Source organism: Pseudomonas sp. AC229 (genome assembly GCF_979254655.1).
Genome location: NZ_CEEDHK010000001.1, coordinates 97,210 through 119,182, shown reverse-complemented (window position 1 = coordinate 119,182; position 21,973 = coordinate 97,210). Strand labels below are relative to the sequence as shown.

20 protein-coding genes and 2 tRNA genes are annotated in these 21,973 nt (G+C 61.4%); 11 read left to right on the top strand and 11 right to left on the bottom strand.

Annotated elements, in window-relative coordinates; genetic code table 11:
* Positions 1 to 326 precede the first annotated feature (326 nt).
* Positions 327 to 403 (bottom strand) — tRNA-Met (locus tag AC0IW7_RS00470).
* 128 nt (positions 404 to 531) lie between these two features.
* Positions 532 to 608, bottom strand: a tRNA-Met gene (locus AC0IW7_RS00465).
* A 137-nt stretch (positions 609 to 745) separates the two neighbouring features.
* Between AC0IW7_RS00465 and dinB the strand changes: the two genes are divergently transcribed.
* Positions 746 to 1,801 carry a DNA polymerase IV gene (gene dinB / locus AC0IW7_RS00460; RefSeq protein WP_122494035.1) on the top strand — a complete coding sequence of 352 codons (1,056 nt, stop codon included), beginning with the start codon at positions 746 to 748 and terminating at the stop codon, positions 1,799 to 1,801.
* Positions 1,802 to 2,350: 549 nt separating this feature from the next.
* Here the strand turns inward: dinB and AC0IW7_RS00455 are convergent.
* The 3 genes from AC0IW7_RS00455 to AC0IW7_RS00445 form a co-directional block, all read right to left on the bottom strand.
* On the bottom strand, positions 2,351 to 2,755 hold the full coding sequence (locus AC0IW7_RS00455) for an META domain-containing protein (protein WP_122494034.1): 405 nt from the start codon (positions 2,753 to 2,755) through the stop codon (positions 2,351 to 2,353).
* Between the two features lie 9 nt (positions 2,756 to 2,764).
* On the bottom strand, positions 2,765 to 3,208 hold the full coding sequence (locus AC0IW7_RS00450) for a hypothetical protein (protein WP_471815341.1): 444 nt from the start codon (positions 3,206 to 3,208) through the stop codon (positions 2,765 to 2,767).
* A gap of 85 nt (positions 3,209 to 3,293) precedes the next feature.
* Positions 3,294 to 6,053 (bottom strand): response regulator, encoded by a 2,760-nt coding sequence (locus tag AC0IW7_RS00445; protein WP_471815340.1) that lies wholly within the window; start codon positions 6,051 to 6,053, stop codon positions 3,294 to 3,296.
* A gap of 243 nt (positions 6,054 to 6,296) precedes the next feature.
* Between AC0IW7_RS00445 and cysM the strand changes: the two genes are divergently transcribed.
* The 6 genes from cysM (at position 6,297) to AC0IW7_RS00415 (ending at position 12,939) form a co-directional block, all read left to right on the top strand.
* A complete protein-coding gene (cysM, locus tag AC0IW7_RS00440; protein WP_471815339.1) occupies positions 6,297 to 7,205 on the top strand; it encodes a cysteine synthase CysM in 909 nt (302 codons plus the stop codon).
* Complete coding sequence (gene rlmD, locus AC0IW7_RS00435; protein WP_471815338.1) at positions 7,205 to 8,557, top strand: 23S rRNA (uracil(1939)-C(5))-methyltransferase RlmD; 1,353 nt, start codon at positions 7,205 to 7,207, stop codon at positions 8,555 to 8,557. Before cysM ends, rlmD begins: the two co-directional genes overlap by 1 nt.
* 77 nt (positions 8,558 to 8,634) lie before the next feature.
* Positions 8,635 to 10,878: a GTP diphosphokinase gene (relA, locus tag AC0IW7_RS00430; protein WP_122494029.1), complete on the top strand. Its 2,244-nt coding sequence runs from the start codon at positions 8,635 to 8,637 to the stop codon at positions 10,876 to 10,878.
* A 41-nt stretch (positions 10,879 to 10,919) separates the two neighbouring features.
* Positions 10,920 to 11,759, top strand: a complete 840-nt coding sequence (mazG, locus tag AC0IW7_RS00425) for a nucleoside triphosphate pyrophosphohydrolase (protein ID WP_471815337.1) — start codon at positions 10,920 to 10,922, stop codon at positions 11,757 to 11,759.
* Positions 11,760 to 11,851: 92 nt separating this feature from the next.
* Entirely contained in the window at positions 11,852 to 12,391 is a 540-nt protein-coding gene (locus AC0IW7_RS00420; protein WP_122494027.1) for a DUF2058 domain-containing protein, read from the top strand.
* A gap of 125 nt (positions 12,392 to 12,516) precedes the next feature.
* Positions 12,517 to 12,939: a DUF1810 domain-containing protein gene (locus tag AC0IW7_RS00415; RefSeq protein ID WP_122494026.1), complete on the top strand. Its 423-nt coding sequence runs from the start codon at positions 12,517 to 12,519 to the stop codon at positions 12,937 to 12,939.
* A 117-nt stretch (positions 12,940 to 13,056) separates the two neighbouring features.
* Here the strand turns inward: AC0IW7_RS00415 and AC0IW7_RS00410 are convergent, their stop codons facing one another.
* Complete coding sequence (locus tag AC0IW7_RS00410; RefSeq protein ID WP_471815336.1) at positions 13,057 to 13,485, bottom strand: MerR family transcriptional regulator; 429 nt, start codon at positions 13,483 to 13,485, stop codon at positions 13,057 to 13,059.
* A 109-nt stretch (positions 13,486 to 13,594) separates the two neighbouring features.
* On the opposite strand from AC0IW7_RS00410, the gene AC0IW7_RS00405 reads away from it, so the two are divergent.
* Entirely contained in the window at positions 13,595 to 14,821 is a 1,227-nt protein-coding gene (locus AC0IW7_RS00405) for an NADH:flavin oxidoreductase/NADH oxidase family protein (protein WP_471815335.1), read from the top strand.
* 204 nt (positions 14,822 to 15,025) lie between these two features.
* Here the strand turns inward: AC0IW7_RS00405 and AC0IW7_RS00400 are convergent, their stop codons facing one another.
* Positions 15,026 to 15,376, bottom strand: coding sequence for a VOC family protein (locus tag AC0IW7_RS00400; protein WP_471815334.1), 351 nt, complete (start codon positions 15,374 to 15,376; stop codon positions 15,026 to 15,028).
* Between the two features lie 35 nt (positions 15,377 to 15,411).
* A complete protein-coding gene (locus AC0IW7_RS00395; protein WP_471815333.1) occupies positions 15,412 to 16,812 on the bottom strand; it encodes a TIGR01777 family oxidoreductase in 1,401 nt (466 codons plus the stop codon).
* 131 nt (positions 16,813 to 16,943) lie between these two features.
* Between AC0IW7_RS00395 and AC0IW7_RS00390 the strand changes: the two genes are divergently transcribed.
* Positions 16,944 to 17,540, top strand: a complete 597-nt coding sequence (locus AC0IW7_RS00390; RefSeq protein ID WP_471815332.1) for a DJ-1/PfpI family protein — start codon at positions 16,944 to 16,946, stop codon at positions 17,538 to 17,540.
* 29 nt (positions 17,541 to 17,569) lie between these two features.
* On the opposite strand, the gene AC0IW7_RS00385 is transcribed toward AC0IW7_RS00390, so the two are convergent.
* Positions 17,570 to 17,839 carry a DUF1652 domain-containing protein gene (locus AC0IW7_RS00385; RefSeq protein WP_471815331.1) on the bottom strand — a complete coding sequence of 90 codons (270 nt, stop codon included), beginning with the start codon at positions 17,837 to 17,839 and terminating at the stop codon, positions 17,570 to 17,572.
* Positions 17,840 to 17,907: 68 nt separating this feature from the next.
* Positions 17,908 to 18,840 carry an AraC family transcriptional regulator gene (locus AC0IW7_RS00380; RefSeq protein ID WP_463550337.1) on the bottom strand — a complete coding sequence of 311 codons (933 nt, stop codon included), beginning with the start codon at positions 18,838 to 18,840 and terminating at the stop codon, positions 17,908 to 17,910.
* A gap of 121 nt (positions 18,841 to 18,961) precedes the next feature.
* On the opposite strand from AC0IW7_RS00380, the gene AC0IW7_RS00375 reads away from it, so the two are divergent.
* Both AC0IW7_RS00375 and AC0IW7_RS00370 read left to right on the top strand, forming a co-directional pair.
* Entirely contained in the window at positions 18,962 to 19,303 is a 342-nt protein-coding gene (locus AC0IW7_RS00375; protein ID WP_122494014.1) for a carboxymuconolactone decarboxylase family protein, read from the top strand.
* Between the two features lie 179 nt (positions 19,304 to 19,482).
* On the top strand, positions 19,483 to 20,829 hold the full coding sequence (locus tag AC0IW7_RS00370) for a putative bifunctional diguanylate cyclase/phosphodiesterase (protein ID WP_471815330.1): 1,347 nt from the start codon (positions 19,483 to 19,485) through the stop codon (positions 20,827 to 20,829).
* Positions 20,830 to 20,838: 9 nt separating this feature from the next.
* Here the strand turns inward: AC0IW7_RS00370 and AC0IW7_RS00365 are convergent, their stop codons facing one another.
* Positions 20,839 to 21,843 (bottom strand): MBL fold metallo-hydrolase, encoded by a 1,005-nt coding sequence (locus AC0IW7_RS00365; protein ID WP_471815329.1) that lies wholly within the window; start codon positions 21,841 to 21,843, stop codon positions 20,839 to 20,841.
* Between the last annotated feature and the right edge of the window lie 130 nt (positions 21,844 to 21,973).

Here is a 21,973-nt window from a genome sequence, read left to right as displayed (position 1 = left end):
GAGTAGCCGATAGGCAAGCGAGACAGAATGGGGAAGCGCAGGTGGGGCGCGAAGCGCGGTGCGGTCCTGGATAAAGCATGCATGACTCCCTATGGCGAACGAGCCCGGCAATGATCAGCTGCGTAGCGGCGCGGAGCAACCGGTTTGCACGTTCCATCGGCGCTTGTTTCAAAGGGGAGCTGTCTGCAGGCTTCATGGCGCTCGGCAACCCTCCTTCTATATAGAAGAAAAAGCTGCCGCCTGATGATGGTGAGGCGAACATGGCAGGGTTTACCAAACGCCAGAAACACAAAAGGCCACTTGTTTCCAAGTGGCCTTTAAATGTTTGGTTGCGGGAGCCGGATTTGAACCGACGACCTTCGGGTTATGAGCCCGACGAGCTACCAGACTGCTCCATCCCGCGCCGGCAATTCTACAGTTCGAGGCGTTTGTGTCAACCGTTAATTTCTTTTTTATCAAAGAGTTATGCGCCAACAAAAACGCCGGGCAACAAAAAAGGGCCACTTAGTGATAAGTGGCCCTTTGTTTGTCTGGTTGCGGGAGCCGGATTTGAACCGACGACCTTCGGGTTATGAGCCCGACGAGCTACCAGACTGCTCCATCCCGCGCCGCACATTCTACAGTCGAAGTCTTCTCTGTCAACCTTTAATCTTGAAAAACTGTTGTTTGTTCAGATGCTTAGCGCAGCCGCGATGCTACACTGCGCCTTCCCAGCCCATGCCAGGCGGGGCTTACCGGACTTTTCGTGCGCAAGATTATCCACGTGGATTGTGACTGTTTTTACGCAGCCATCGAGATGCGCGACGACCCGCGTCTGGCCAATAGGCCGATTGCCGTGGGCGGCTCGGCCGATCGTCGTGGGGTGATCGCCACCTGCAACTACGAAGCCCGCGCATACGGCGTTCGCTCCGCGATGTCCTCCCGCCATGCGCTCAAGCTGTGCCCCGACCTGCTGATCGTGCGGCCGCGCATGGACGTTTATAAGGAAGCGTCCCGCGAGATACAGGGGATCTTCCGCGAGTACACCGACATCATCGAACCGCTGTCGCTGGACGAGGCCTATCTGGATGTCTCCGATTGTCCGCACTTCGCCGGCAGTGCCACGCGTATTGCCCAAGACATTCGCCGCCGTGTTTCCATGCAGGTGCACATCACCGTGTCGGCCGGCGTGGCGCCTAACAAGTTTCTGGCCAAAATCGCCAGCGATTGGCGCAAACCTAACGGCCTGTTTGTGATCACCCCGGACGAAGTCGAGGGGTTTGTCGCGGTGCTGCCGGTGAGCAAACTGCACGGCGTGGGCAAGGTGACGGCCGACAAAATGCTGCGCCTTGGCATTGAAACCTGCGCGCAGCTACGCGAGTGGAGCAAGGTTGAGCTGGCGCGCGAATTCGGCAGCTTTGGCGAGCGCCTGTGGAACCTGGCGCGCGGCATCGATGAGCGTCAGGTGCAGGTAGACCACCGCCGCCAGACCATGAGTGTGGAGACCACTTACGACAAAGACCTGCCCGATCTTGAAGCCTGCCTGGAACGCTTGCCTGGGCTTCTGGACGAGCTCGACCGCCGCATGCAACGCCTCGACGACAGCTACCGGCCGGACAAACCGCTGGTGAAATTGAAATTCCATGACTTTACCCAGACGACGTTGGAACAGGCCGGTGCCGGGCGGGATTTGGACAGTTACCGGAAGTTGCTCAGCAGTGCGTTTGAACGCGGGGGGAAGCCGGTGCGGTTGATTGGGGTGGGGGTGCGGTTGATTGATTTGCGGCGGGTGAGTGAGCAGTTGGAGTTGTTTGAGCGGTGAGTGGTGAGTGATGAGCAGGGCGCTTGCTGATTTGCTCGTCACTTGGACGATTCGGGATCCAGAGTCGCCAGGCGAGCACCGTTACTTGAAAGATACTGGATCCCCGCATTCGCGAGGATGACGGTGGGTGGGCAAACAAGTGGTTTCCAAACGTTTGGGCCCTACGGCGACTTACAAAACCCACCGTCATTCCCGCACTGGCGGCGGTCCGACGATTCGGAATCCAGAGTCGCCCGGCGAGCACCGTTACTTGAAACATACTGGATCCCGAATCGTCGGACCGCCGCATTCGCGGGGATGACGGTGGAGGTTCCAGCAGATGGTCATCCTCGCGCTCAAGCCGTACGGCGCTTATACAAAACCCACCGTCATCCTCGCGAACGCGGGGATCCAGAGTGGTCCGTCGAGCACCGTTACCTAAACATACTGGATCCTGAATCGTCGGACCGCCGCCTTCGCGAGGATGACGGTGGGTGTTCAGTACTCTCTGTCATTCTGAAGATGGGTGGTCACGGTGACGGTAAAACAATCATCTCAACCCCCCAACCCTCAATACTCCGCCGCCCACAACCGAATGGGCTTCCCCTGCGCCGGCCACAGCTGCAGTTGGTCGATCGCCGAAATATCCCAACGCTCAACAGCACTCAATGCATCCAGGAAGCGTTGTTCCTGCTCCATCAAGGCCGGGGCGCACATTTTTCGGGTGCTGCCGGCCTGGCTGAAGCTGATCTGTTGCCCCTTGAGGCTGTATGCCGCGAACCAATGGTTGCAGCCGGCGCTGCCAAAGGCACGGCCGTCTGCGCCCAGGGTTAGGGTCAGGTGGCTGTTGTCGATCAGCGGACGCTCACCGATCCATTCCACTTGATAGGCGCTGTCCTGTTGCAGTTGCGGGGTGCTGCTGGCGCAGCCGAGCAGGCTGAGGGCGAGCGCGCCGAGGGCGAGGGGTGCTTTCATGACGGGTCCTTATTGCGACTGGTCCTTGGTTTGGCACGCCGGGCACAGGTGGCGTCCGTCGCGGTTTTGCCAGTGCAGTTCGGCGATTCTGGCTTCGGCAGCCGGCGCATGGGCCTTCTTGCCAAGCGCCGCATCCACGGCAAATTCAAAGTCCAGCTGTTTGTCGCAGCTGTCGCATTTCACGTGCCAGTTGAGGATAGACAATTCGGTGAACACCGGCCCCTGCGCAACGGCGACCCACTGGCCGGTGGGGTTGATCAGGTGGCGAACCTTGTCGACGTTCAGGCGCATGCTCAAGTCGCGGCTGCCTTTGAGGGTTACCAGCAGCACGTCGCCGCTTTTTACCGAGCCGCCGTTGCCAGTGACCTGGTAGCGGCCGGGCACCAGGGCACGGCATTCGATCAGGGTGTGTTCAGGGTTGAGCAGGTTGTAGCGAAAGTCGTGTTCGGCCATGGTGCGGGTTCAATTCGGTCAGAAAAACAAGGGCAGCATGGTAGCACGGGCCTTGCCGGCTGCCGGGCTGCGGCGGGCAGGTGAGTCAGATCGCATGTGCCGTTTGCGCCAGGCGGAGCATTGCCGCGTCCAGTTCATCGAGTGCCTCGCGGTACGCCGGGTCAGCTTGTTTAAGCAGCGTCTCCGTGCGTTGGCAGACGGCGCGTAATTGCGGCACGCCGCAGTAACGGGTGGCGCCATGCAGGCGATGCACGCGTTCGATCAGCGCGCCGCGATCGTCACTGTCACGGGCCTGGCGAATGGTTTCCCGGTCGCCCTCCAGCGAGGCCAGCAGCATCGCCAGCATGTCCGCCGCCAAGTCAGCTTTGCCAGCGGCCAGGCGCAAGCCTTCCTCTTCATCGAGCACCTTGTGCTGGGGCGCGGCGTGGAGCGGCGTCGTTTCCGTTGAGCGCTCGCTGCCTTGGTTGCGCAAACCCAGGCCTGTCCACTTCAGCACCACCTGCGCCAATTGCCGCTCACTAATGGGTTTGGTCAGGTAGTCGTCCATGCCGCCCTGCAGCAGCGCACGTTTTTCATTGGCCAGGGCATGAGCGGTGAGGGCGATGATGGGCGTGGGCACGGCTTCCTGCTCGGCCTCCCAATGGCGGATTTCTTCGGTGGCCTGGCGCCCGTCCATGCCCGGCATTTGCACGTCCATAAAGATCAGGTCGAAGGTCTTGTGCTTGACCACCTCAACCGCCGCGTAACCGCTGTCCACGGCGGTGACGTCGGCGCCCATGTCGCTGAGCAAGGTGTACACCAGCTTGAGGTTGGCCGGGTTGTCGTCCACGCACAGCAGCTTCGGCGGCCGGCTGGTGGCGGCCGGCGCGGGTGGCTCGGTGGGTTGATGGCGGGGGCCGAGCAGCTCGATCAGCGCGCGCTGCATTTTGCGCGTGCACGCCGGCTTGGCCTGGAGCTGGCTGTGCGCGTCGGGCAGCGACTCGTGATACAGCGCCTGCTCGGTGGTGGGGCAGAGCACCAGGCTCTTGCAACCGATGCGCTCCAGATCCCATACCCGCTGGCTCAACTGCTCCGGCGGCAAGTCTTGGGTGGTCACGCCCAGCACCGCCAGGGTGATGGCGCTTTCGGTGTACTGCTGCGTGCTCACGGCGCTGAGCAGACTGTCCAGGTGTTGATGGTGCACCACCACCAGGCCGCAATCTTCCAGTTGATGTTGCAACGCTTGGCGCGCCAGCGAGTGCTGTTCAACCACGGCCACGGTGCGACCCAGCAGCGGCGCTTGCGGTTGATCTTCGGCATCTTCTCGCGCCTTGGGTAAGGTCAGGCTGACCCAAAATTCCGAACCTTCCCCGGGCGTGCTGGCCACGCCAATCTCGCCGCCCATCTGTTCGATCAGCCGTTTGGAGATCACCAGGCCCAAACCCGTACCGCCGGCTTGGCGCGACAGCGAGTTGTCGGCCTGGCTGAATGCCTGGAACAGTGCGCGCAGGTCTTCATCCGATAAGCCGATGCCGGTGTCCTGCACGCTGATGCGTAGCTGCGCCCGATCGCCGCTGTCTTCCTCGACCATGGCGCGGATGGCGATGGTGCCGTCGCGGGTGAATTTGATGGCGTTGCTCACCAAATTGGTGAGCACTTGCTTGAGGCGCTGCGGGTCGCCGATCAGAGCGATTGGCGTGTCGCGATAGACCAGACTGACCAGCTCCAGCCCCTTGGCATGGGCGGTTGGGGCCAAAATGGTGAGGGCGTCTTGCAGGACGTCGCGCAGGTTAAAGGGGATGTTCTCCAGTACCAGCTTGCCGGCCTCGATTTTCGAGAAGTCGAGAATCTCGTTGATGATGCCTAACAGGCTGTCGGCGGACTTCTCGATGGTGCCCAGATAGTCTTGCTGGCGCGGCGTCAGCTCGCTTTTTTGCAGCAGGTTGGTGAAGCCGAGAATGCCGTTGAGCGGGGTGCGAATCTCGTGGCTCATGTTGGCCAAAAACTCGGATTTGATGCGGCTGGCTTCCAGCGCCTCTTTGCGCGCGAAATCGAGTTCGATGTTCTGGATTTCGATGGTTTCCAGGTTCTGGCGCACGTCTTCGGTGGCCTGATCGATGCTGTGTTGCAGTTCTTCCTGGGCGTTCTGCAGGGTTTCGGCCATGCGATTGATGCCCGAGGCCAGCTCGTCCATCTCGTGACTGCCCAGCGGCGGCAGGCGCGTTTCCAGGCGGCCTTCTTTTAATAGCGCAACGCCTTGTTTGATGCGTCGAAGCGGGTCGTTGATCGAGCGGCTCATCTGCACCGCCAGCAACGCCGTGACGCCCAGGCCGGTGATGATTAACAGCAGGCTGGCGAACAAACTGCGGTAGCCGCGCAGCAAGGTGCCGTGGTGGGAAAGCTCCAGCTCGACCCAGCCGAGCAAGCGGTCCGGATCGTCCGCCACCGGGTCGCCCGACAAGCTGCGATGGCGGCCGAATACCGGCAGCAGAAAGCGCGTGGCGTCATGGCCGCTGCGCAGCTGCAGCACGCGGTTATCGCCCTCGGGCATCGGGTTGAGCATGCTCGGGCCGGCGTTGGCCAGGCGCGAATGGTCTTCGCCGAGGAAGTGCACCGAGCGCACGTCAGGTTGCTCAAGCACCTCGTTAGCGATGCGCTCCAGCAGGGCCGCATCGCTGCGCGCCAAGGCCGGCGCGGCAATCGGCGCCAACTGCTCGATGGTCATTTGTCCACGTTGGAGCAACTGCGCCTGTAGGTCAGACAATTGCATCCAAGTGAAATAGCCGCCCAACACCAATGCCAACAAACTGGTGGGAAGTAGAGTGAGCAGCAGCACGCGGCCCTTGATACTGAGATCCTTGAACACACCGCCCTCGCTGAAAATACTGGCTCCAAGCCCCGTCCCGCAGTGTAGCGTCTGGGCTTTGTTCGTAACGTTTGAATTTTACTCAAACTCCCGTCGCTTGCGGCGGCGCCTGCGCGGATGCACGGGGTGTTTGCCTACCGAACGGCGCACACGTCCAAGCGACCTTTCGCGGACGATCAGGAGGTTGCGCAGGCAATTTCTCGCTATCATGTCGCCCCCGCTGGAACGGATCGGACCGCTTTCATGACTACCCCTGTTACCTACCCAACGATCGCCGACACCGTCGGCAACACCCCACTGGTGCGCTTGCAGCGCCTGCCGGGCAACACCAGCAATACGTTATTGGTGAAGTTGGAAGGCAATAACCCCGCCGGTTCGGTAAAAGACCGTCCGGCCTTGTCGATGATTACCCGCGCCGAACTCAGTGGCGCGGTGAAGCCTGGCGATACGCTGATCGAAGCCACTTCCGGCAACACCGGCATCGCCCTGGCCATGGTCGCGGCGATCAAGGGCTACCGCATGATTCTGATCATGCCGGACAACATGAGCGCCGAGCGCAAAGCGGCCATGACCGCTTACGGTGCCGAGCTGATCATTGTCAGCAAGGAAGACGGCATGGAAGGCGCCCGAGACCTGGCCGAGCGTATGCAAGCCGAAGGCAAAGGCATCGTGCTGGATCAGTTCGCCAACGGCGACAACCCCATTGCGCACTACACCGGCACCGGCCCGGAAATTTGGCGGCAGACCCAGGGCACCATTACCCATTTCGTCAGCTCCATGGGCACCACCGGCACCATAATGGGCACCTCGCGCTATCTGAAAGAACAAAACTCGGCCATTCAAATTGTCGGTCTGCAACCCATGGAAGGCTCCGCCATTCCGGGCATCCGCCGTTGGCCGCAAGAGTATTTGCCGAAGATTTACCAAGCCGAGCGCGTCGACCGCATCATCGACATGCTCCAGCGCGAAGCCGAAGACACCATGCGCCGCCTGGCGCGTGAAGAAGGCATTTTCTGCGGCGTGTCGTCGGGCGGTTCGGTGGCGGCGGCGTTGCGTTTGTCGCAAGAAGTGGAGAACGCCACCATCGTCGCGATCATCTGCGACCGCGGCGACCGTTACCTGTCCACTGGCGTCTACGATGACCCACGCTAATGGCTAAGAAACCCACGGGGCTGCGCTTTCAACCCAGCGGCGGCACGCGCGCCGTGCAAATTCCGGTCGGCAAAAAGCAGCGCCTGGAGATTGAACGCCTGGCCAATGACGGCCGTGGCATCAGCTTTTTCGAGAACCGCACCTGGTTCGTCGCGGGCGCCTTGCCGGGTGAACAGGTGGAAGCGCGGGTGCTGGCCGCCCGCAGCCAAATCGTTGATGCCCGCGCCGAACGTATTCTGGTGGCCGCCCCGTCACGCCGCCCGGAGCCGTGCCGGCATGCGAGGGTATGTGGCGGCTGCAGCCTGCAACACATGCCCCACGAGCAACAGTTGCTGTTGAAGCAACAACAGTTGACCGAGCAATTCAGCCGCATCGCCGGTGTGCAGCCCGAAGAGTGGGCGCCGCCGCTGGTTGGCCCGGAGTTCGGCTACCGCCGCCGTGCGCGTATCGCCGTGCGTTGGGACGTCAAAGCCAAGCGCCTGGACGTTGGTTTTCGCGCTGCCGCCAGCCAAGACATCATCGCCATCAGCGAATGCCCCGTGCTGGTACAGCCCTTGCAGACCATCGTGCAAGTGTTACCGCAGGTGTTGCGCGGGTTGTCCAAGCCGCAGGCGCTGGGCCACGTCGAGTTGTTCAGCGGAACGGCCAGCGCCGTTTTGGTGCGTCATACCGCGCCGTTGCCAGAGGCCGACGTGGCCGCGCTGCAGGCGTTCTGCGCCGAGCATGACGCGCAGCTTTGGCTACACGGCGCCGGCGACCCGCAACCTTTGGATACCACGTTGGCACTGGGGTACCGGTTAGCGCAGTGGGATTTGCAGCTAGCCTATCGCCCCGGTGATTTTGTGCAGGTGAACGCGCCGGTTAACGAGGCAATGATTGCCCAGGCGCTAGACTGGTTAGCACCGCAAGCCCACGAACGGGTGCTGGATTTGTTTTGCGGCCTGGGTAATTTCAGCTTGCCGCTGGCTCGTCAGGCGCAGGAAGTGGTCGCGGTGGAAGGCGTGCAAGTGATGGTGGAGAGGGCGGCGAGCAATGCCTTGGCCAATGGTCTGAGCAACGCGCACTTTTATCAGGCCGACTTGTCGAACTCGCTTGCCGGCGCCCCCTGGGCCGCTCAAGGTTTTTCTGCAGTGCTGCTGGACCCCCCGCGAGACGGCGCATTGCAGGCCGTTGAGGGCATGGCGAAATTGGGTGCCAAGCGTGTGCTGTATGTGTCTTGCAACCCCGCCACGCTGGCCCGTGACGCGGCGGTATTGGTGCAACAGGGTTACCGGCTAAAACGTGCCGCAATCCTCGATATGTTTCCGCAGACGGCGCATGTCGAGGCGATGGCGTTATTTGTGGCGGACTAGGATGTTCGCGTAACCGACTGGCCCGCAGAGGTCGGCGTATTCGGCGCGTTTACTGCGCGTCGTAGGGAAGGTAAACGATGGTACAGGTTAGAGCGCAGCAACCGATCAACACGGATGGCAGCATCAACCTAGAGGCCTGGCTCGATTACGTGCTGAGCGTCGACCCGGCGCTGGATCGAGAGGCCCTGCGAGCCGCCTGCGAGTTCGCTCGCGAAGCCGAGCAGCAAGCCAACGCGGCCCAGAACCTGTGGACCGAAGGCACATCCAGCTTTCGCACGGGCCTGGAAATTGCCGAAATTCTCGCCGACCTCAAACTCGACCAGGACTCCTTGGTGGCCGCCGTTGTGTATCGCGGCGTGCGTGAGGGCCAAATTCCCCTGGCCAACGTGCAGCAGCGCTGCGGTGCGGTGGTCGCCAAGCTGATCGAAGGCGTGCTGCGCATGGCCGCCATCAGCGCCAGCCTCAACCCGCGTGAATCGCTGGTGCTGGGCACTCAAGTGCAAGTCGACAACCTGCGCAAAATGCTCGTGGCGATGGTCGATGACGTGCGCGTGCCGCTGATCAAGCTGGCCGAACGGACCTGCGCCATTCGTGCGATCAAAAACGGTGACGACGAAAAGCGCCAGCGCGTGGCTCGCGAGGTGTTCGATATCTACGCGCCGCTCGCCCACCGGCTAGGTATCGGTCATATCAAATGGGAGTTGGAAGACCTGTCTTTCCGCTACCTCGAGCCCGAACAGTACAAACAGATCGCCACCTTGCTGCATGAGCGGCGCCTGGACCGCGAGCGCTTTATCACTGACGTAATGGCCCAGCTCAAAGACGAGTTGGCGGCCACGGGCGTGCAGGCCGACATCAGCGGCCGGGCCAAACACATCTATTCCATCTGGCGCAAAATGCAGCGCAAAGGGCTGGCCTTCAGCCAGATTTACGACGTGCGAGCGCTGCGTGTGCTGGTGCCGGAAATGCGCGATTGCTACACCGCGCTCGGCATCGTCCACACCCTGTGGCGGCATATTCCGAAGGAGTTCGACGATTACATCGCCAATCCTAAGGAAAACGGCTACCGGTCCTTGCACACTGCGGTAATCGGTCCGGAGGGCAAGGTGCTGGAAGTGCAAATTCGCACCCACGCCATGCACGAAGAAGCGGAACTCGGCGTTTGCGCGCACTGGCGCTACAAGGGCACCGACGTCAAATCCGGCTCCAATCACTACGAAGAGAAAATTTCCTGGCTGCGCCAAGTGCTGGAATGGCATGAGGAGTTGGGCGATATCGGTGGCCTGGCCGAACAGCTGCGGGTGGATATCGAGCCCGACCGCGTGTACGTATTTACCCCCGACGGTCATGCCATCGACCTGCCCAAAGGCGCTACGCCGCTGGACTTTGCCTACCGCGTGCACACCGAGATCGGCCACAACTGCCGGGGCGCGAAGATCAATGGTCGCATCGTGCCGCTCAACTACAGCCTGCAAACCGGCGAGCAGGTGGAAATCATCACCAGCAAGCATGGCGTGCCGAGCCGCGACTGGCTGAATAGCAACCTCGGTTACGTCACCACCTCGCGGGCGCGGGCCAAGATTGTTCACTGGTTCAAGCTGCAAGACCGCGACCAGAACGTGGCCGCTGGTCGCTCGATGCTGGAGCGTGAATTGGCGCGTCTGGCTTTGCCCAGCGTCGACTTCGACAAAGTCGCGGACAAGGCCAACATGCGCACCGCCGACGACCTGTTCGCTGCGCTGGGCGCTGGCGACTTGCGCCTGGCTCAGGTGGTTAATGCGGCGCAGCAATTGGTCGAGCCGGAACGTGGCAACGAACAGCTTGAGCTGATTCCGCGCCGTCACACCGCCTTCAAACCGGGCAAGCGCGGCGACATTCAGATTCAGGGCGTCGGCAACCTGCTCACGCAAATGGCCGGCTGCTGCCAGCCATTGCCCGGTGATGCCATCGTTGGCTACATCACGCTGGGCCGTGGCGTCAGCATTCACCGCCAAGACTGCGCCTCGGTGCTGCAACTGGGCGGCCGCGAGCCCGAGCGCATCATTCAAGTGAGCTGGGGTCCGGTGCCGGTACAAACCTATCCGGTGGACATCATCATTCGCGCCTACGACCGCTCGGGTCTGCTGCGTGACGTGTCGCAGGTGTTGCTCAACGAGAAGATCAACGTGCTGGCGGTTAACACTCGGTCCAACAAGGAAGACAACACCGCGGCCATGTCACTGACCATCGAGATTCCGGGGTTGGATGCGTTGGGCCGGTTGCTCGGTCGCATCTCGCAGTTGCCGAACATTATTGAAGTGCGCCGCCACCGAACCTCCTGACCTACGGCACTCGCTACGCTCAGCTACCTGGGACGTTTTTCATGTACCAACTTCCTGACCTCCTGCACCTCATGGCCCGTCTGCGCGACCCGCAGTACGGCTGCCCTTGGGACTTGCAACAGAACTACGCCAGCATCGTGCCGCACACCATCGAAGAAGCTTACGAAGTGGCCGACGCCATTGAACGTGCCGATTTCGAGCATTTGCCGGGGGAGTTGGGCGATCTGCTTTTTCAGGTGGTGTATTACAGCCAACTGGCGAAAGAAGAGGGGCGCTTCGAGTTCGCTTCGGTGGTCGATGCCATCACCCGCAAGCTGGTGCGTCGCCATCCCCACGTGTTCCCGGACGGCGACCTCTATGGCGCCCCCGACATGGCGCGGCTAAGCGAAGCCGCCGTGAAGCAGCGCTGGGAAGAAATCAAAGCCGAAGAACGCGCCGAGAAAGCCGCAGCGCCGGAACAGTTGTCGTTGCTCGACGATGTGCCGACCACGCTGCCCTCGCTGTCGCGCGCCGCCAAGCTGCAAAAGCGCGCGGCGCAGGTCGGCTTCGATTGGCCCGAAGCGTTGCCCGTCGTCGATAAAGTGCGTGAAGAACTCGACGAAGTCTTGGAAGCCATGAGCGCCAACGACACTGACGCGATGGCCGAGGAAATCGGCGATTTGCTGTTCGTGGTCGTCAACCTGGCGCGGCACTTGAAGGCCGACCCGGAAACCGCATTGCGCGCCGCCAATGCCAAGTTTGAGCGGCGTTTCCGTTTTATCGAGCAGGTGCTGCGCGAGCAGGGCCGCGATATTCAGGCGTGTAGCCTGGAAGAGCTGGACGCCATCTGGGGCCAAGCCAAACGCGAAGAGCGGCAGGCAGGCATAGCCAGTTGCGGATAGGCAGTTAGAAGAGTCGGCCGGGTAGGTGTTCGCCCTGGCTTGTGGAAGAATAGCGGCGTTTTTTACCGGTGCCCTTGAGAGAGTCATCAAGCATGAGCATGTCATTGCGTGACCAGTTGCTGAAAGCCGGCCTGGTCAACGAGAAGCAGGCCAAACAGGTCAGCAAGGAAAAGCAAAAGCAAAAGCGCCTCGAGCACAAAGGCCAGGTTGAGGTCGACGACTCGCAGCAGCGCGTTGCACTCGAAGCCAAGGCTGAGAAGATTGCCCGCGACCAGGAACTCAATCGTCAGCAGCAGGAAAAGGCGCAGAAGAAAGCCGAAGCCGCGCAGATCAAGCAATTGATCGAGTCGAGCCGCCTGCCCAAGCTGACCACCGAGGACTACTACAACTTCGTTGACGACAAGAAGGTCAAGCGCATCTCCGTCAACGCACTGATGCGCAACAAGCTCAGCAGCGGCTCGCTGGCCATTGTTCAACATGGCGGCGGTTACGAAGTGATTCCCCGCGAAGCCGCGCTGAAAATTCAGGAACGCGACCCGCGCCGCATCGTGCAACTGAACGTGCAAACCGAGGAAGACGACGCCAACGATCCGTACGCGGCGTACAAGATTCCCGACGATTTGATGTGGTGAGGTGATTCACCGGGTGTGGGGCGTACCGCACATCCGGTGATGCCGTTTGGCCATCAATTAAAGTTCGCACACTCTGGAACGTGCTCGGTCCAACCCCCTAGACCGTCACTTCCGGAGCCCAGCCAATGGCCGATATCCACAACCTGCAACGCTTTGTCGACGCCCAAGCTTCCACCTACGATCAGGCCCTCGCCGAAATCCAGGCCGGACAGAAACGAAGTCACTGGATGTGGTTTATCTTCCCGCAGCTCAAAGGCCTGGGGCACAGCGCCAATTCCGAGTTCTACGGAATCTCTGGCCTCGATGAGGCCAACGCCTACATCACCCATCCCATCCTCGGCCCCCGCCTGCATGCCTGCACCAACGCATTGCTGGCCTGGCCCGACCGCAGCGCCCGCGACATTCTCGGCAGCCCCGACGACACCAAGTTGTGCTCCTGCATGACCCTGTTCGCCACGCTGACCCACGAGCCGAATATTTTCTCGCAGGTGCTTGAGCATTTCTTTGCCGGGCATGCAGATCCGTTGACGTTGGCGCGAGTGGGATAGGCGTCGAACAATTGTCTGCCGGCGTTCACCGTTTGCAGAGATCGCGACTAAAGTCGCTCCCACTGAAGGCAGAGCACACGCGCATCTAGGCCAACGCTTTTCTCTGTAGGAGCGGCTTTAGCCGTGATTGCGATCTGCCGTCTTCCCCTCCCGCATATTCTCCAGCACCCGCTCAGCGTTATCGCCGCAGCCCATGCCTTCGGGGCGGTTTTCGATATCGCCAATGATCGCCAGTAGTCGCGCTTTGTTCTGCGCCAGACGCTGCTGCATGTCTTCGATTTCGACGACTTTGCGGCGCAGGCTGACAAGAATTTCGCCGTGGTCGAGCCCCTGCGGATTGTTGTCCGGCAGGAAGCGGCGGATTTCTTCCAGGCTGAAACCGGCGCGCTGGGCGTTGAGGATGATTTCCAGCGTGCTCACTGTATGGGCCGGGTAGTGGCGGTAGCCGTTGGCGTGGCGCTGCGCGGCGATCAGGCCGCTGGCTTCGTAGTAGCGAATGCGGGACGGAGCCAGTTGGGTGCGTTGTGCCAGTTCGCCAATTTTCATCAGTACTCCAAGGCGGTGCTTCGCCCGATAAAAGAGGGGTTGACCTTAAAGCTGACTTTAACCTTAGGCTCGCGTCTTCAGCCAACTGCATTTTTCTCTGGAGTTTGAGATGCCTGTCTTTTCGCCGCTGCAATTGCCCAACGGCACCACCGTTCCCAACCGCATTTGCAAAGCGGCGATGGAGGAAAACCTGGCCGATGCGGACCAGGGGCCATCGCCCGAACTGTTTCGCCTGTACCAGACTTGGGCCGAAGGCGGCGCCGGGATGATTCTGACCGGCAACGTGATGGTCGACCGCCGCGCCATGACCGGCCCGGGCGGCGTAGTGCTGGAAGACGCGCGGCAGTTGGATAAATTCCGTCAGTGGGCGCGCATCAGCCGCAGCCACGGCGCTCAGGTGTGGATGCAGCTCAACCACCCCGGCCGTCAAATGCAGGCCAGCCTGGGTCAGCAAACCGTCGCACCTTCGGCTGTTTCCCTGCAACTGGGCGGCATGTCGAAAATGTTCGCCGAGCCCAAGCCAATGAGCGAGGCGGACATCGCCGAGCTGATTCAACGCTTCGCCACCAGTGCGCAGCTAGCCGAACAAGCCGGCTTCAACGGCGTGCAAATCCACGCCGCGCACGGCTACCTGCTCAGCCAATTCCTGTCGCCCTTGAGCAACCAACGCACCGACCGCTGGGGCGGCAGCCTGGAAAATCGCGCGCGCGTGTTAGTGGAAGTGGTGAAGGCAGTGCGTGCCGTCGTCGCCCCGGCGTTCGGCGTATCGGTCAAACTCAACTCGGCCGATTTCCAACGCGGCGGCTTCGACGGCGCCGATGCGTTGAAGGTGGTGGAACTGCTCAACGAGTTGCCCGTGGACCTGGTCGAGCTATCCGGCGGCAGCTACGAAGCGCCCGCGATGCAAGGCCAGGCGCGCGACGGTCGTACGCTGGCGCGTGAGGCGTATTTCCTCGAGTTCGCCAGCGACATCGCCAAAACCGCACGCATGCCGCTGATGGTCACCGGCGGCATTCGCCGCTTGCCCGTTGTCGAACAGGTGCTGGCCAGCGGCGTCGCCATGGCCGGCATTGCCACGGCGTTGTCCATTGATCCTGCATTGCCCAAACGCTGGCAGGCCGGCGAGGCCAGCAGCCCTGAACTGGCGCCGATCAACTGGAAAAACAAAGTGTTCGCCTCGCTGGCCTACATGGCAGTGGTGAAGTTTCAGCTCAACCAACTCAGCCGTGGCAAACAGCCCAAGCCTGGTGTTTCGCCACTTAAAGCCTTGGTGTTAGAACAGCTGAAAACACTGCGCCGCACGCGTCAGTACAAGCGGTGGATGGCGGCGAGTTAAGTCGTTACGCAGAGCTGCGTGGGAAACGGATGGTAGGTGAGGTTTGCTGTCGACTCGCGGCCGTAGGGAAGGGCAGGATAGCGGCCCTTTCCTTATTGAGCGGCCAAATCATGGCGGACCGTAATATCTTCACGGAGATACTAGAAGGCTTCGACGCACTGGCGAAGCAGCGCGCAGACGCTGCTTCGATTCAGAACAAGCACGCTACGCCGACCACACCGCCAACTCATACCCATCCAAATCCAGAAACTGAAACCGGCGCCCGCCTGGAAAGCTGAATACTGCTTTGCTGACGGTGCCGCCCGCTGCTTCCACACGGGCCTGCGTGGCCGCCAGGTCTTCGCCATACACGATCACCAACGGCCCACCGGGGCGCACGGGCTCGCCTGTGGTGAAGCCTCCGGTGAGCCGGCCGTCGCTGAATTCACAATAGGTTGGACCGTAGTCGGTGAAGGTCCAGCCAAATACGCTGCCGTAAAACACTTTGCTGCGTTCGATATCAGCGACGTTGAACTCGATGTTATCGATCTGCTTATCGTTGCCTCGGGTGCCCATCGTTTCCTCCTAATTCGGTAACAAGCCAGTAGTGACTAAGCCAGATCCCGCAGCGCACCTTCAAGGTTCGGATAACGGAAGCTAAAGCCTTCGCTCAGCAGCCGAGCCGGCGTTACGTTCTGGCCGTCGACAAACAGTTGCGCCATTTCACCGGCCAGTAGACGAACCGGGGCAGCCGGCAGGTGCAGCCACACGGGCCGATTAAGCAAGCGGCCTGCGGTGGCAGCAAACTGCGCCTGGCTGATGGCTTCGGGGGCGACGGCGTTGTAGGTGCCGTGCATGTTGGAGTCGGCGAGCGCACGGGCGAATAGGCGCAGCAGGTCTTCGCGGTGGATCCAACTCATCATTTGTTTACCGCTGCCCAGGCGTCCGCCGAGGCCGAAACGGTGGGGCAGCAGCAACGGTTGCAGCGCGCCGCCGGGGCCAAACACCACGCCCAAACGCATCACCACTTGGCGCACGCCAGCTGCTTGCACAGCGGCGGCGGAGGCTTCCCAGCGGGCGCAGAGTTCGGCCATAAATCCGCCGCCTTTTGCGCTGTCTTCAGTCAGCACTTCGTCCGGGCTGCGCACGCCGTAGTAGCCGATGGCCGAGGCTTGCAGCCATACGCTGGGTTTGTGCCGGGCTTTTTCCAGCCAGGCGACCAAGGCGTCGGTGACACCCACACGGCTGGCGAGCAGTTGCGCCTGACGCTTGGCCGACCATCTTGGCCCCGCCACCGGCGCACCGGCCAGGTTAATGACGGCGTCGAAGGCGTCCCATTCGGTCAGCGCGGCAAGGCTGCTAACGCATCGTGCTCGACCGTTAAATTGGAAGGCGGCGCGCCGCGGGTTACGGGCGAACACGGTGACCTCGTGCCCGCCGTCCAAGAGTTGCTTGACCAGCGTTTCACCGATAAATCCGGTACCTCCGGTGATCAATACGCGCTGATGAGCAAGTTCGGTGAAGGGGTTGTGCGCTGGGGCACTGAGGCCTTGGCTGAGCGCCGCCGGGGCACTGTCTTGGCGCAGCAGCCATACCAGCGGCACGAGCAAGCTAACCATGGCGAAGCAGTCGACCCAGACGTGTGACCACACGCCCGCCTGCATGGACATCCAGATGTCTTGTGGCCCCCACAACACCACGCCCGCGATCATTGCTCCCCAGGCCACGCGGCTGCGGTAGCGATTGCCCAGGTACACCAATGCGCCCATAAACAGCGCGTAGCTTTGCACCGTGGCGCCGAACAAGGCGAACCACCACACTTGCAGGCCGTGCAGGTTGGCCGCTGTGCCGCCGCTCTGAAACGCAAGTTCGATGTTGCGGTGGTAATCGGCCAACGCGGCGGCATCGCCCAGGTATGTCATCAACAAGCCGCCCACCAGATGGCCGACCGCCACCGCGTACAGCCAGAAAATAAGCCAGGGTCTGAGGCGGGTTTTGTCTGCGCGTTGCATGGGAATCGCCTGTGCCGTTGCGAGGAAGTTGCTGGCTGGATGATAGCAGCGGGGCTGATGCAACCATTCGTTGATTGCGTTGAGCAAGGCTGAATAAGATGCCGGCGAGCCACTCTCCAACGGACGCTTCCATGCACATCGCCATTCTGACCTTTGACGGTTTCAACGAACTCGACTCCCTGATTCCTTTCGGCATTTTGCAGCGCGTGAAAACGCCTGGCTGGACGGTGTCCATCGCCAGCCCGTCGGCGCGGGTGCGGTCAATGAATGGCGTGTGGATGGATGCACACATTTCCCTGGAGCAGGCGTGCGAAGCGGATGCGGTGCTTGTGGGTAGCGGCATCGCCACCCGCGAGGTGGTGCAGTCCGCCGAGCTGATGGCGCAACTGAAGCTGGACCCCGCGCGACAACTGATCGGCGCGCAATGCTCCGGCACATTGATTCTGGCCAAACTTGGTTTGTTGCAGGGCGGCGTGGCCTGCACCGACCTGACTACCAAACCGTGGGTGATGGAGGCGGGTGTCGATGTGTTGAACCAGCCGTTCTTCGCCAATGGCAACGTCGCCACGGCGGGAGGCTGCCTAGCGTCGCAATACTTGGCGGCCTGGACCATCGCCCGCCTTGAAGGGCTCGACGCGGCGGAAGCGGCCATCCATTACGTGGCGCCTGTGGGAGAGAAAGAGGGTTACGTGGAACGGGCGATGGCCGCGATTGCGGCGTATCTGTAGAAGCTTAACGGGCCGGGCGGCGGAGAGGCTTAACCGGATCGGCTGTCGCCTGCCCGCTTGGCGCGAAATTGCAGCACTTCAATCTCGATTTCGATGGCCTGGGCGATGATTTCCACGTCTTCTTCCGACAGCGTGGCGCCGCACGGAATGCAGGTGATCACCACCAGATTTTCGCCCGTTTGCGGGTCGTAGACCCGGGCGGTCATGGAGGTCGGCGAGCTTAATACGCCTTCGAAGCCAAGCGGCGCGAAGTGGTTTTGTAACCTGGCGCAAGCGGCAGGGAAGATCATTCTGGCCATTAATGACCCTCTGGGAAAAATCCGACGAAGCCAAGGATAATTCAACGGCGCGGAATGTGACAGGCTGCTCATTGTTGCTGTGAGGCAGTCGTCACCCGTAGCCGGTGCTGGGCGGGCGTTTCGCCGGTTTGCTGTTTGAACATTCGGCTGAACGAGCTGAGGGTGGGATAGCCCACCGCCAGCGCGATGTCACTCACCGGCGCAGCGCTTCGCTTTAACAATAGCTGAGCGCGCTCGATGCGTAGTTGCATCAGCCAAGTGGCCGGCGCAATGCCGGTGGCGGCGACGAACGCACGGACGAAATTGGAGCGCGACATGCTCGCGCACTCCGCCAAACTTTCCACCGACCAGGCCTGACTCAAGTCGGCCAGTAATGCCTGCGCCGCCTTGGCCAGGCGCTTGTCGCGCAGCAGCGCGAATACGCCTGGCAGTTCGTGCTGGTGCTCACAGACATGGCGCAACACCAGGGTAAACAGAATCACCGAAAGCCCGTCGACCACCGACTGATTGGCCACTTGCTGCCCCTCGGCTTCAAGGCGCATGAGGGTGATAAGGGCGTTGAGTCGCTCGTGTTGGGGCGGCGCGCTGGCGTTAATGACCAGCACCTCGGGCAGTGCCGCCAGCAAGGTGGCGTTAGGCAAGTAATCGATACGCCCACACAGCATGTTCAATTCGCCGCTGCCGGCGCCGTTGCGCAATTGGGTAATGCGCCCTGGTTCGGCGAGTTTGCGCAACGCGGACGTGCTGCTTCGTCCCGCATCGCCTGCTGCCAGCACATGCACAGCGCTGCGTGGCAGCAACACCACATCTCCGGCACGCAGTGGCACGGGCGCCTGACCGGGCAATTCCAGGCGGCATTGGCCTTCAAGAATCACGTGATAACTGGCTTGCCCAGCGGGCAACGGCGGGTGGTTCAAGGCCCAATCGCCTTGCAATTGGCAGTGCAAGTCGAGCACGCCGCGCAGGTTGGCCAGGGCAATCAGATGGTCGAAGGCATGCATTTGGGACGATTCGGCAAATGGATGGGCGTTGCGGAAAAAACCGCACCAAGCGAACGGCCGACACTGTGTTCGTCGGCCTTGAGGCCACCGGCAGCCCGCCGCCAACATAGGAGAATCCACCATGCTGTTCAACTGGTCTGAATATGTGCCCGCCGTGAAAAAAGCCTTTGGCAAACTCGGCAAAACCCACCCGAAAATGCTGCAGGCCTATGGCGCTTTGAGCGACGCCGCGGCCGAAGGCGATGCGCTGGATGCAAAAACCCGCGAGCTGATCGCCATCGCCGTGGCCATCACCACCCGCTGCGACGGCTGTATTGGTGTGCACGTGCAAGCGGCGCGCAAGGCCGGAGCAACCGAGGCAGAGCTGGCGCAAACCCTGGCCACGGCCATTTCCCTGAATGCCGGCGCCGCCTACGTGTACTCGCTCAAAGCGCTGGAGGCTTACGAGCAATTGGCGCCCTGAGCCGCCACGGGTGTATTGCGCAATGGGAGGGGCTGGCTATATTCCTTAACTGAACACGAGCGTGAAAGCGCGTGCTCTTCAGTCCCTTCCAACCGCCTATTCCGTTGTTTTCGCCGTGTCCGCGAGCGGCGTTTCTGGAGTGTTGCCACCATGGTTTTCCTTGAGATGGGTCGCCGCTGATGGCTGGCAAACGCTTACAGCAATTCTGGAATTCCTCCGACCTGTCGCTTATCCACCACCGGCGCGAAAGACGTGTGCGCGTGCTGGCCAGCTTCGTGATGTGGGTGCTGGGCGGCATCTGGGCGGTCTATTTTTCCCTGCACGGCCATTGGTTGATTGTCGGCATCGACCTGGTGCTGATGGGCACGGGCGTGGCCGTGTTCGTGCTGAGCTGGGTGCACCACGACCGAAGCGCGCGGTTGCTGTTATTCGGCGTGTTGCTGCTAGTGATTATTGGCATTTCGCTGGTGCTGGACGTCCCCAACGCCAGCATTCCGCGCTCCACGCATCTGTATCTATTGCCCTTGGGCGTGGCCGCCATGATGGCGTTCCGCGACGAGCCGCGCTGGCTGCGCTACAGCGTCATTGCGGTGTGTCTGCTGAGCTTTATCGGGCTGGCCGGCAGTTACTGGACGCCGCTGCCCGGTCACAGCCTGCCGGACGCCACGCGCGGCCCCGGCACCTGGGTGAACACCTGCGCAGCCATCCTTTCGCTGTTCGCCATGCTGCATGTGCTGCAAACCGATGCTGTGCAACGGTCGGCCTGGGAAAGCGAGCTATTGGAAGCGCTATCCACCGGCCAGTTTCAGCTGCACTACCAGCCGCAGCTCAACAGTCACGGCCGGGTTATCGGCGCCGAAGGCTTACTGCGCTGGTTTCACCCCAAGCGCGGCATGATCGCGCCGGGCAAGTTCATTCCCCATGCCGAAGAAACCGGTCTGATCATTCCAATTGGCAAGTGGGTGCTGGAAACGGCGTGCGCGCAACTGCGCATCTGGATGGACGAACCGGGCATGCAGCATCTGTGTCTGGCGGTGAACATCAGCCAGAAGCAGTTCAACCAGGCCAGTTTCGAATCCGACATGCTGGCGCTCATCAAACGCTCCGGCATTGACCCCAGCCGACTTGAGCTGGAAGTGACCGAAACCATGGTGGTCAAAGACATGGAAGAGCTGTCGCGCAAGATGGCCAATCTGGTCAGCCATGGCATCACCTTCGCGCTGGACGATTTTGGCACCGGCTACTCATCGCTCAGCCACCTCAAGCAGTTGCCGTTGACCAAGCTGAAGATCGACCAATCCTTCGTCTGCGACGTACTCACCGACCACAACAGCGAAGCCATTGTGCGCACCGTCATCGGCCTGGGCAGCAACATGGGCCTGACGGTGATTGCCGAAGGCGTGGAAACCGCTGCCCAGCATCAATTTCTGCTCGACAACGGTTGCCAGCAATTTCAGGGCTACCTGTTCAGCAAACCGCTGCCGCTGGTGGCCTTCACCGAATTCACCAGCGGGCGCAATGCCTGAGCCCAGGCGTTAGTCCACCAGCGGCACTTTCGCGGCGCGCTGATACGGCCCGAACTCCACCGGCACCCAGGCGAAGCCTTTGCCCTCTACGCGGATATGGCCGATGGCCGGAAACGGTAGGTGCGCCGCAGCTACCCACGTGTTGTCCCGCGCCACTTGGGTGAACAGCTTTTTGCGCGCAGCAATGGCTTCGGTGCCGTTGTTATCAAAGCCGATGCTCACTTCCGGATGGGCAAACTGCACGGCGAAGCTGTGAATGATGTCGCCCATAAAAATGATGCGTTGCCCGTTCGACTCGAAGGCATAGCCAGTGCTGCCCGGCGTGTGGCCGGCCAGGTTCAGGGTGCTTACGCCAGCAATCGGCTCCTGGCCCGGCGTGAAGGTTTTCAGGTGGCCGGCTGCTGCATACGGCGCGGTGGAGTTCTGCGCGATCTGGAAGAAGCCCTGCGCTTCTTTCGGTGCTTTCGTGAGGTTTTCCTTGCTCAGCCAGAAGTCGGCTTCGGCTTTTGCCGCGTACACATCGGCGTTGGCAAATACCGCCGCGCCCTTGTCGTCAACCAGGCCGCACACGTGGTCCAGGTGCATGTGGGTGAGCAATACGGTGTCGACCTGCTCCGGGCTGTAGCCCGCCGCGCGAATAACGTCCGGCAAGCCGCCGGCCGTTGGGCCGATGCATTTGCCGGCGCCGGTGTCGACGAGAACCAGGTTCTTGCCGGTGTTGATCAGAAAGGCGTTGAACGCCGTTTGCACGCCGACCGAGGTGATGTTTTTGCGTGCCAGCAGTGCGCGAATTTCTTTCTGCGACAAGCCTTTGAGCAACGACGGTCCGAGGTCGTTGTAGCCATCAAACAACGCGGTCACTTCATAGTCGCCCACCGCCAAGCGCTGGTAGCCGGGCGCTTGGGTTTTTATCTGTGCAGGCGGTGTTGCCAGCGCGGCCAGCGGTGCCAAGGCGGCGCCCAGCAGCAGAAACGGAGTGAGCAACAACGCGGCGTTCGAGCGAGTGGTGAGCATGGCGAGCCTCTGTCAGGTGGGCACGCAGGCCCATTTGGGAAGGCTCGATAGTGGCGGGTTAAGGCGCTGGCTGCTTGCACCGATGTGCTGAAACGAAAACGGGGTGAACAGCGGTTTCCCACTGCTCACC

Bases quoted from the DNA above. Each gene is read 5' to 3' on its own strand.
- AC0IW7_RS00455 (WP_122494034.1), bottom strand. From the start codon at position 2,755: ATGAAAGCACCCCTCGCCCTCGGCGCGCTCGCCCTCAGCCTGCTCGGC.
- AC0IW7_RS00450 (WP_471815341.1), bottom strand. From the start codon at position 3,208: ATGGCCGAACACGACTTTCGCTACAACCTGCTCAACCCTGAACACACC.
- cysM (WP_471815339.1), top strand. From the start codon at position 6,297: ATGACTACCCCTGTTACCTACCCAACGATCGCCGACACCGTCGGCAAC.
- rlmD (WP_471815338.1), top strand. From the start codon at position 7,205: ATGGCTAAGAAACCCACGGGGCTGCGCTTTCAACCCAGCGGCGGCACG.
- relA (WP_122494029.1), top strand. From the start codon at position 8,635: ATGGTACAGGTTAGAGCGCAGCAACCGATCAACACGGATGGCAGCATC.
- mazG (WP_471815337.1), top strand. From the start codon at position 10,920: ATGTACCAACTTCCTGACCTCCTGCACCTCATGGCCCGTCTGCGCGAC.
- AC0IW7_RS00420 (WP_122494027.1), top strand. From the start codon at position 11,852: ATGAGCATGTCATTGCGTGACCAGTTGCTGAAAGCCGGCCTGGTCAAC.
- AC0IW7_RS00415 (WP_122494026.1), top strand. From the start codon at position 12,517: ATGGCCGATATCCACAACCTGCAACGCTTTGTCGACGCCCAAGCTTCC.
- AC0IW7_RS00410 (WP_471815336.1), bottom strand. From the start codon at position 13,485: ATGAAAATTGGCGAACTGGCACAACGCACCCAACTGGCTCCGTCCCGC.
- AC0IW7_RS00405 (WP_471815335.1), top strand. From the start codon at position 13,595: ATGCCTGTCTTTTCGCCGCTGCAATTGCCCAACGGCACCACCGTTCCC.
- AC0IW7_RS00400 (WP_471815334.1), bottom strand. From the start codon at position 15,376: ATGGGCACCCGAGGCAACGATAAGCAGATCGATAACATCGAGTTCAAC.
- AC0IW7_RS00395 (WP_471815333.1), bottom strand. From the start codon at position 16,812: ATGCAACGCGCAGACAAAACCCGCCTCAGACCCTGGCTTATTTTCTGG.
- AC0IW7_RS00390 (WP_471815332.1), top strand. From the start codon at position 16,944: ATGCACATCGCCATTCTGACCTTTGACGGTTTCAACGAACTCGACTCC.
- AC0IW7_RS00385 (WP_471815331.1), bottom strand. From the start codon at position 17,839: ATGGCCAGAATGATCTTCCCTGCCGCTTGCGCCAGGTTACAAAACCAC.
- AC0IW7_RS00380 (WP_463550337.1), bottom strand. From the start codon at position 18,840: ATGCATGCCTTCGACCATCTGATTGCCCTGGCCAACCTGCGCGGCGTG.
- AC0IW7_RS00375 (WP_122494014.1), top strand. From the start codon at position 18,962: ATGCTGTTCAACTGGTCTGAATATGTGCCCGCCGTGAAAAAAGCCTTT.
- AC0IW7_RS00370 (WP_471815330.1), top strand. From the start codon at position 19,483: ATGGCTGGCAAACGCTTACAGCAATTCTGGAATTCCTCCGACCTGTCG.
- AC0IW7_RS00365 (WP_471815329.1), bottom strand. From the start codon at position 21,843: ATGCTCACCACTCGCTCGAACGCCGCGTTGTTGCTCACTCCGTTTCTG.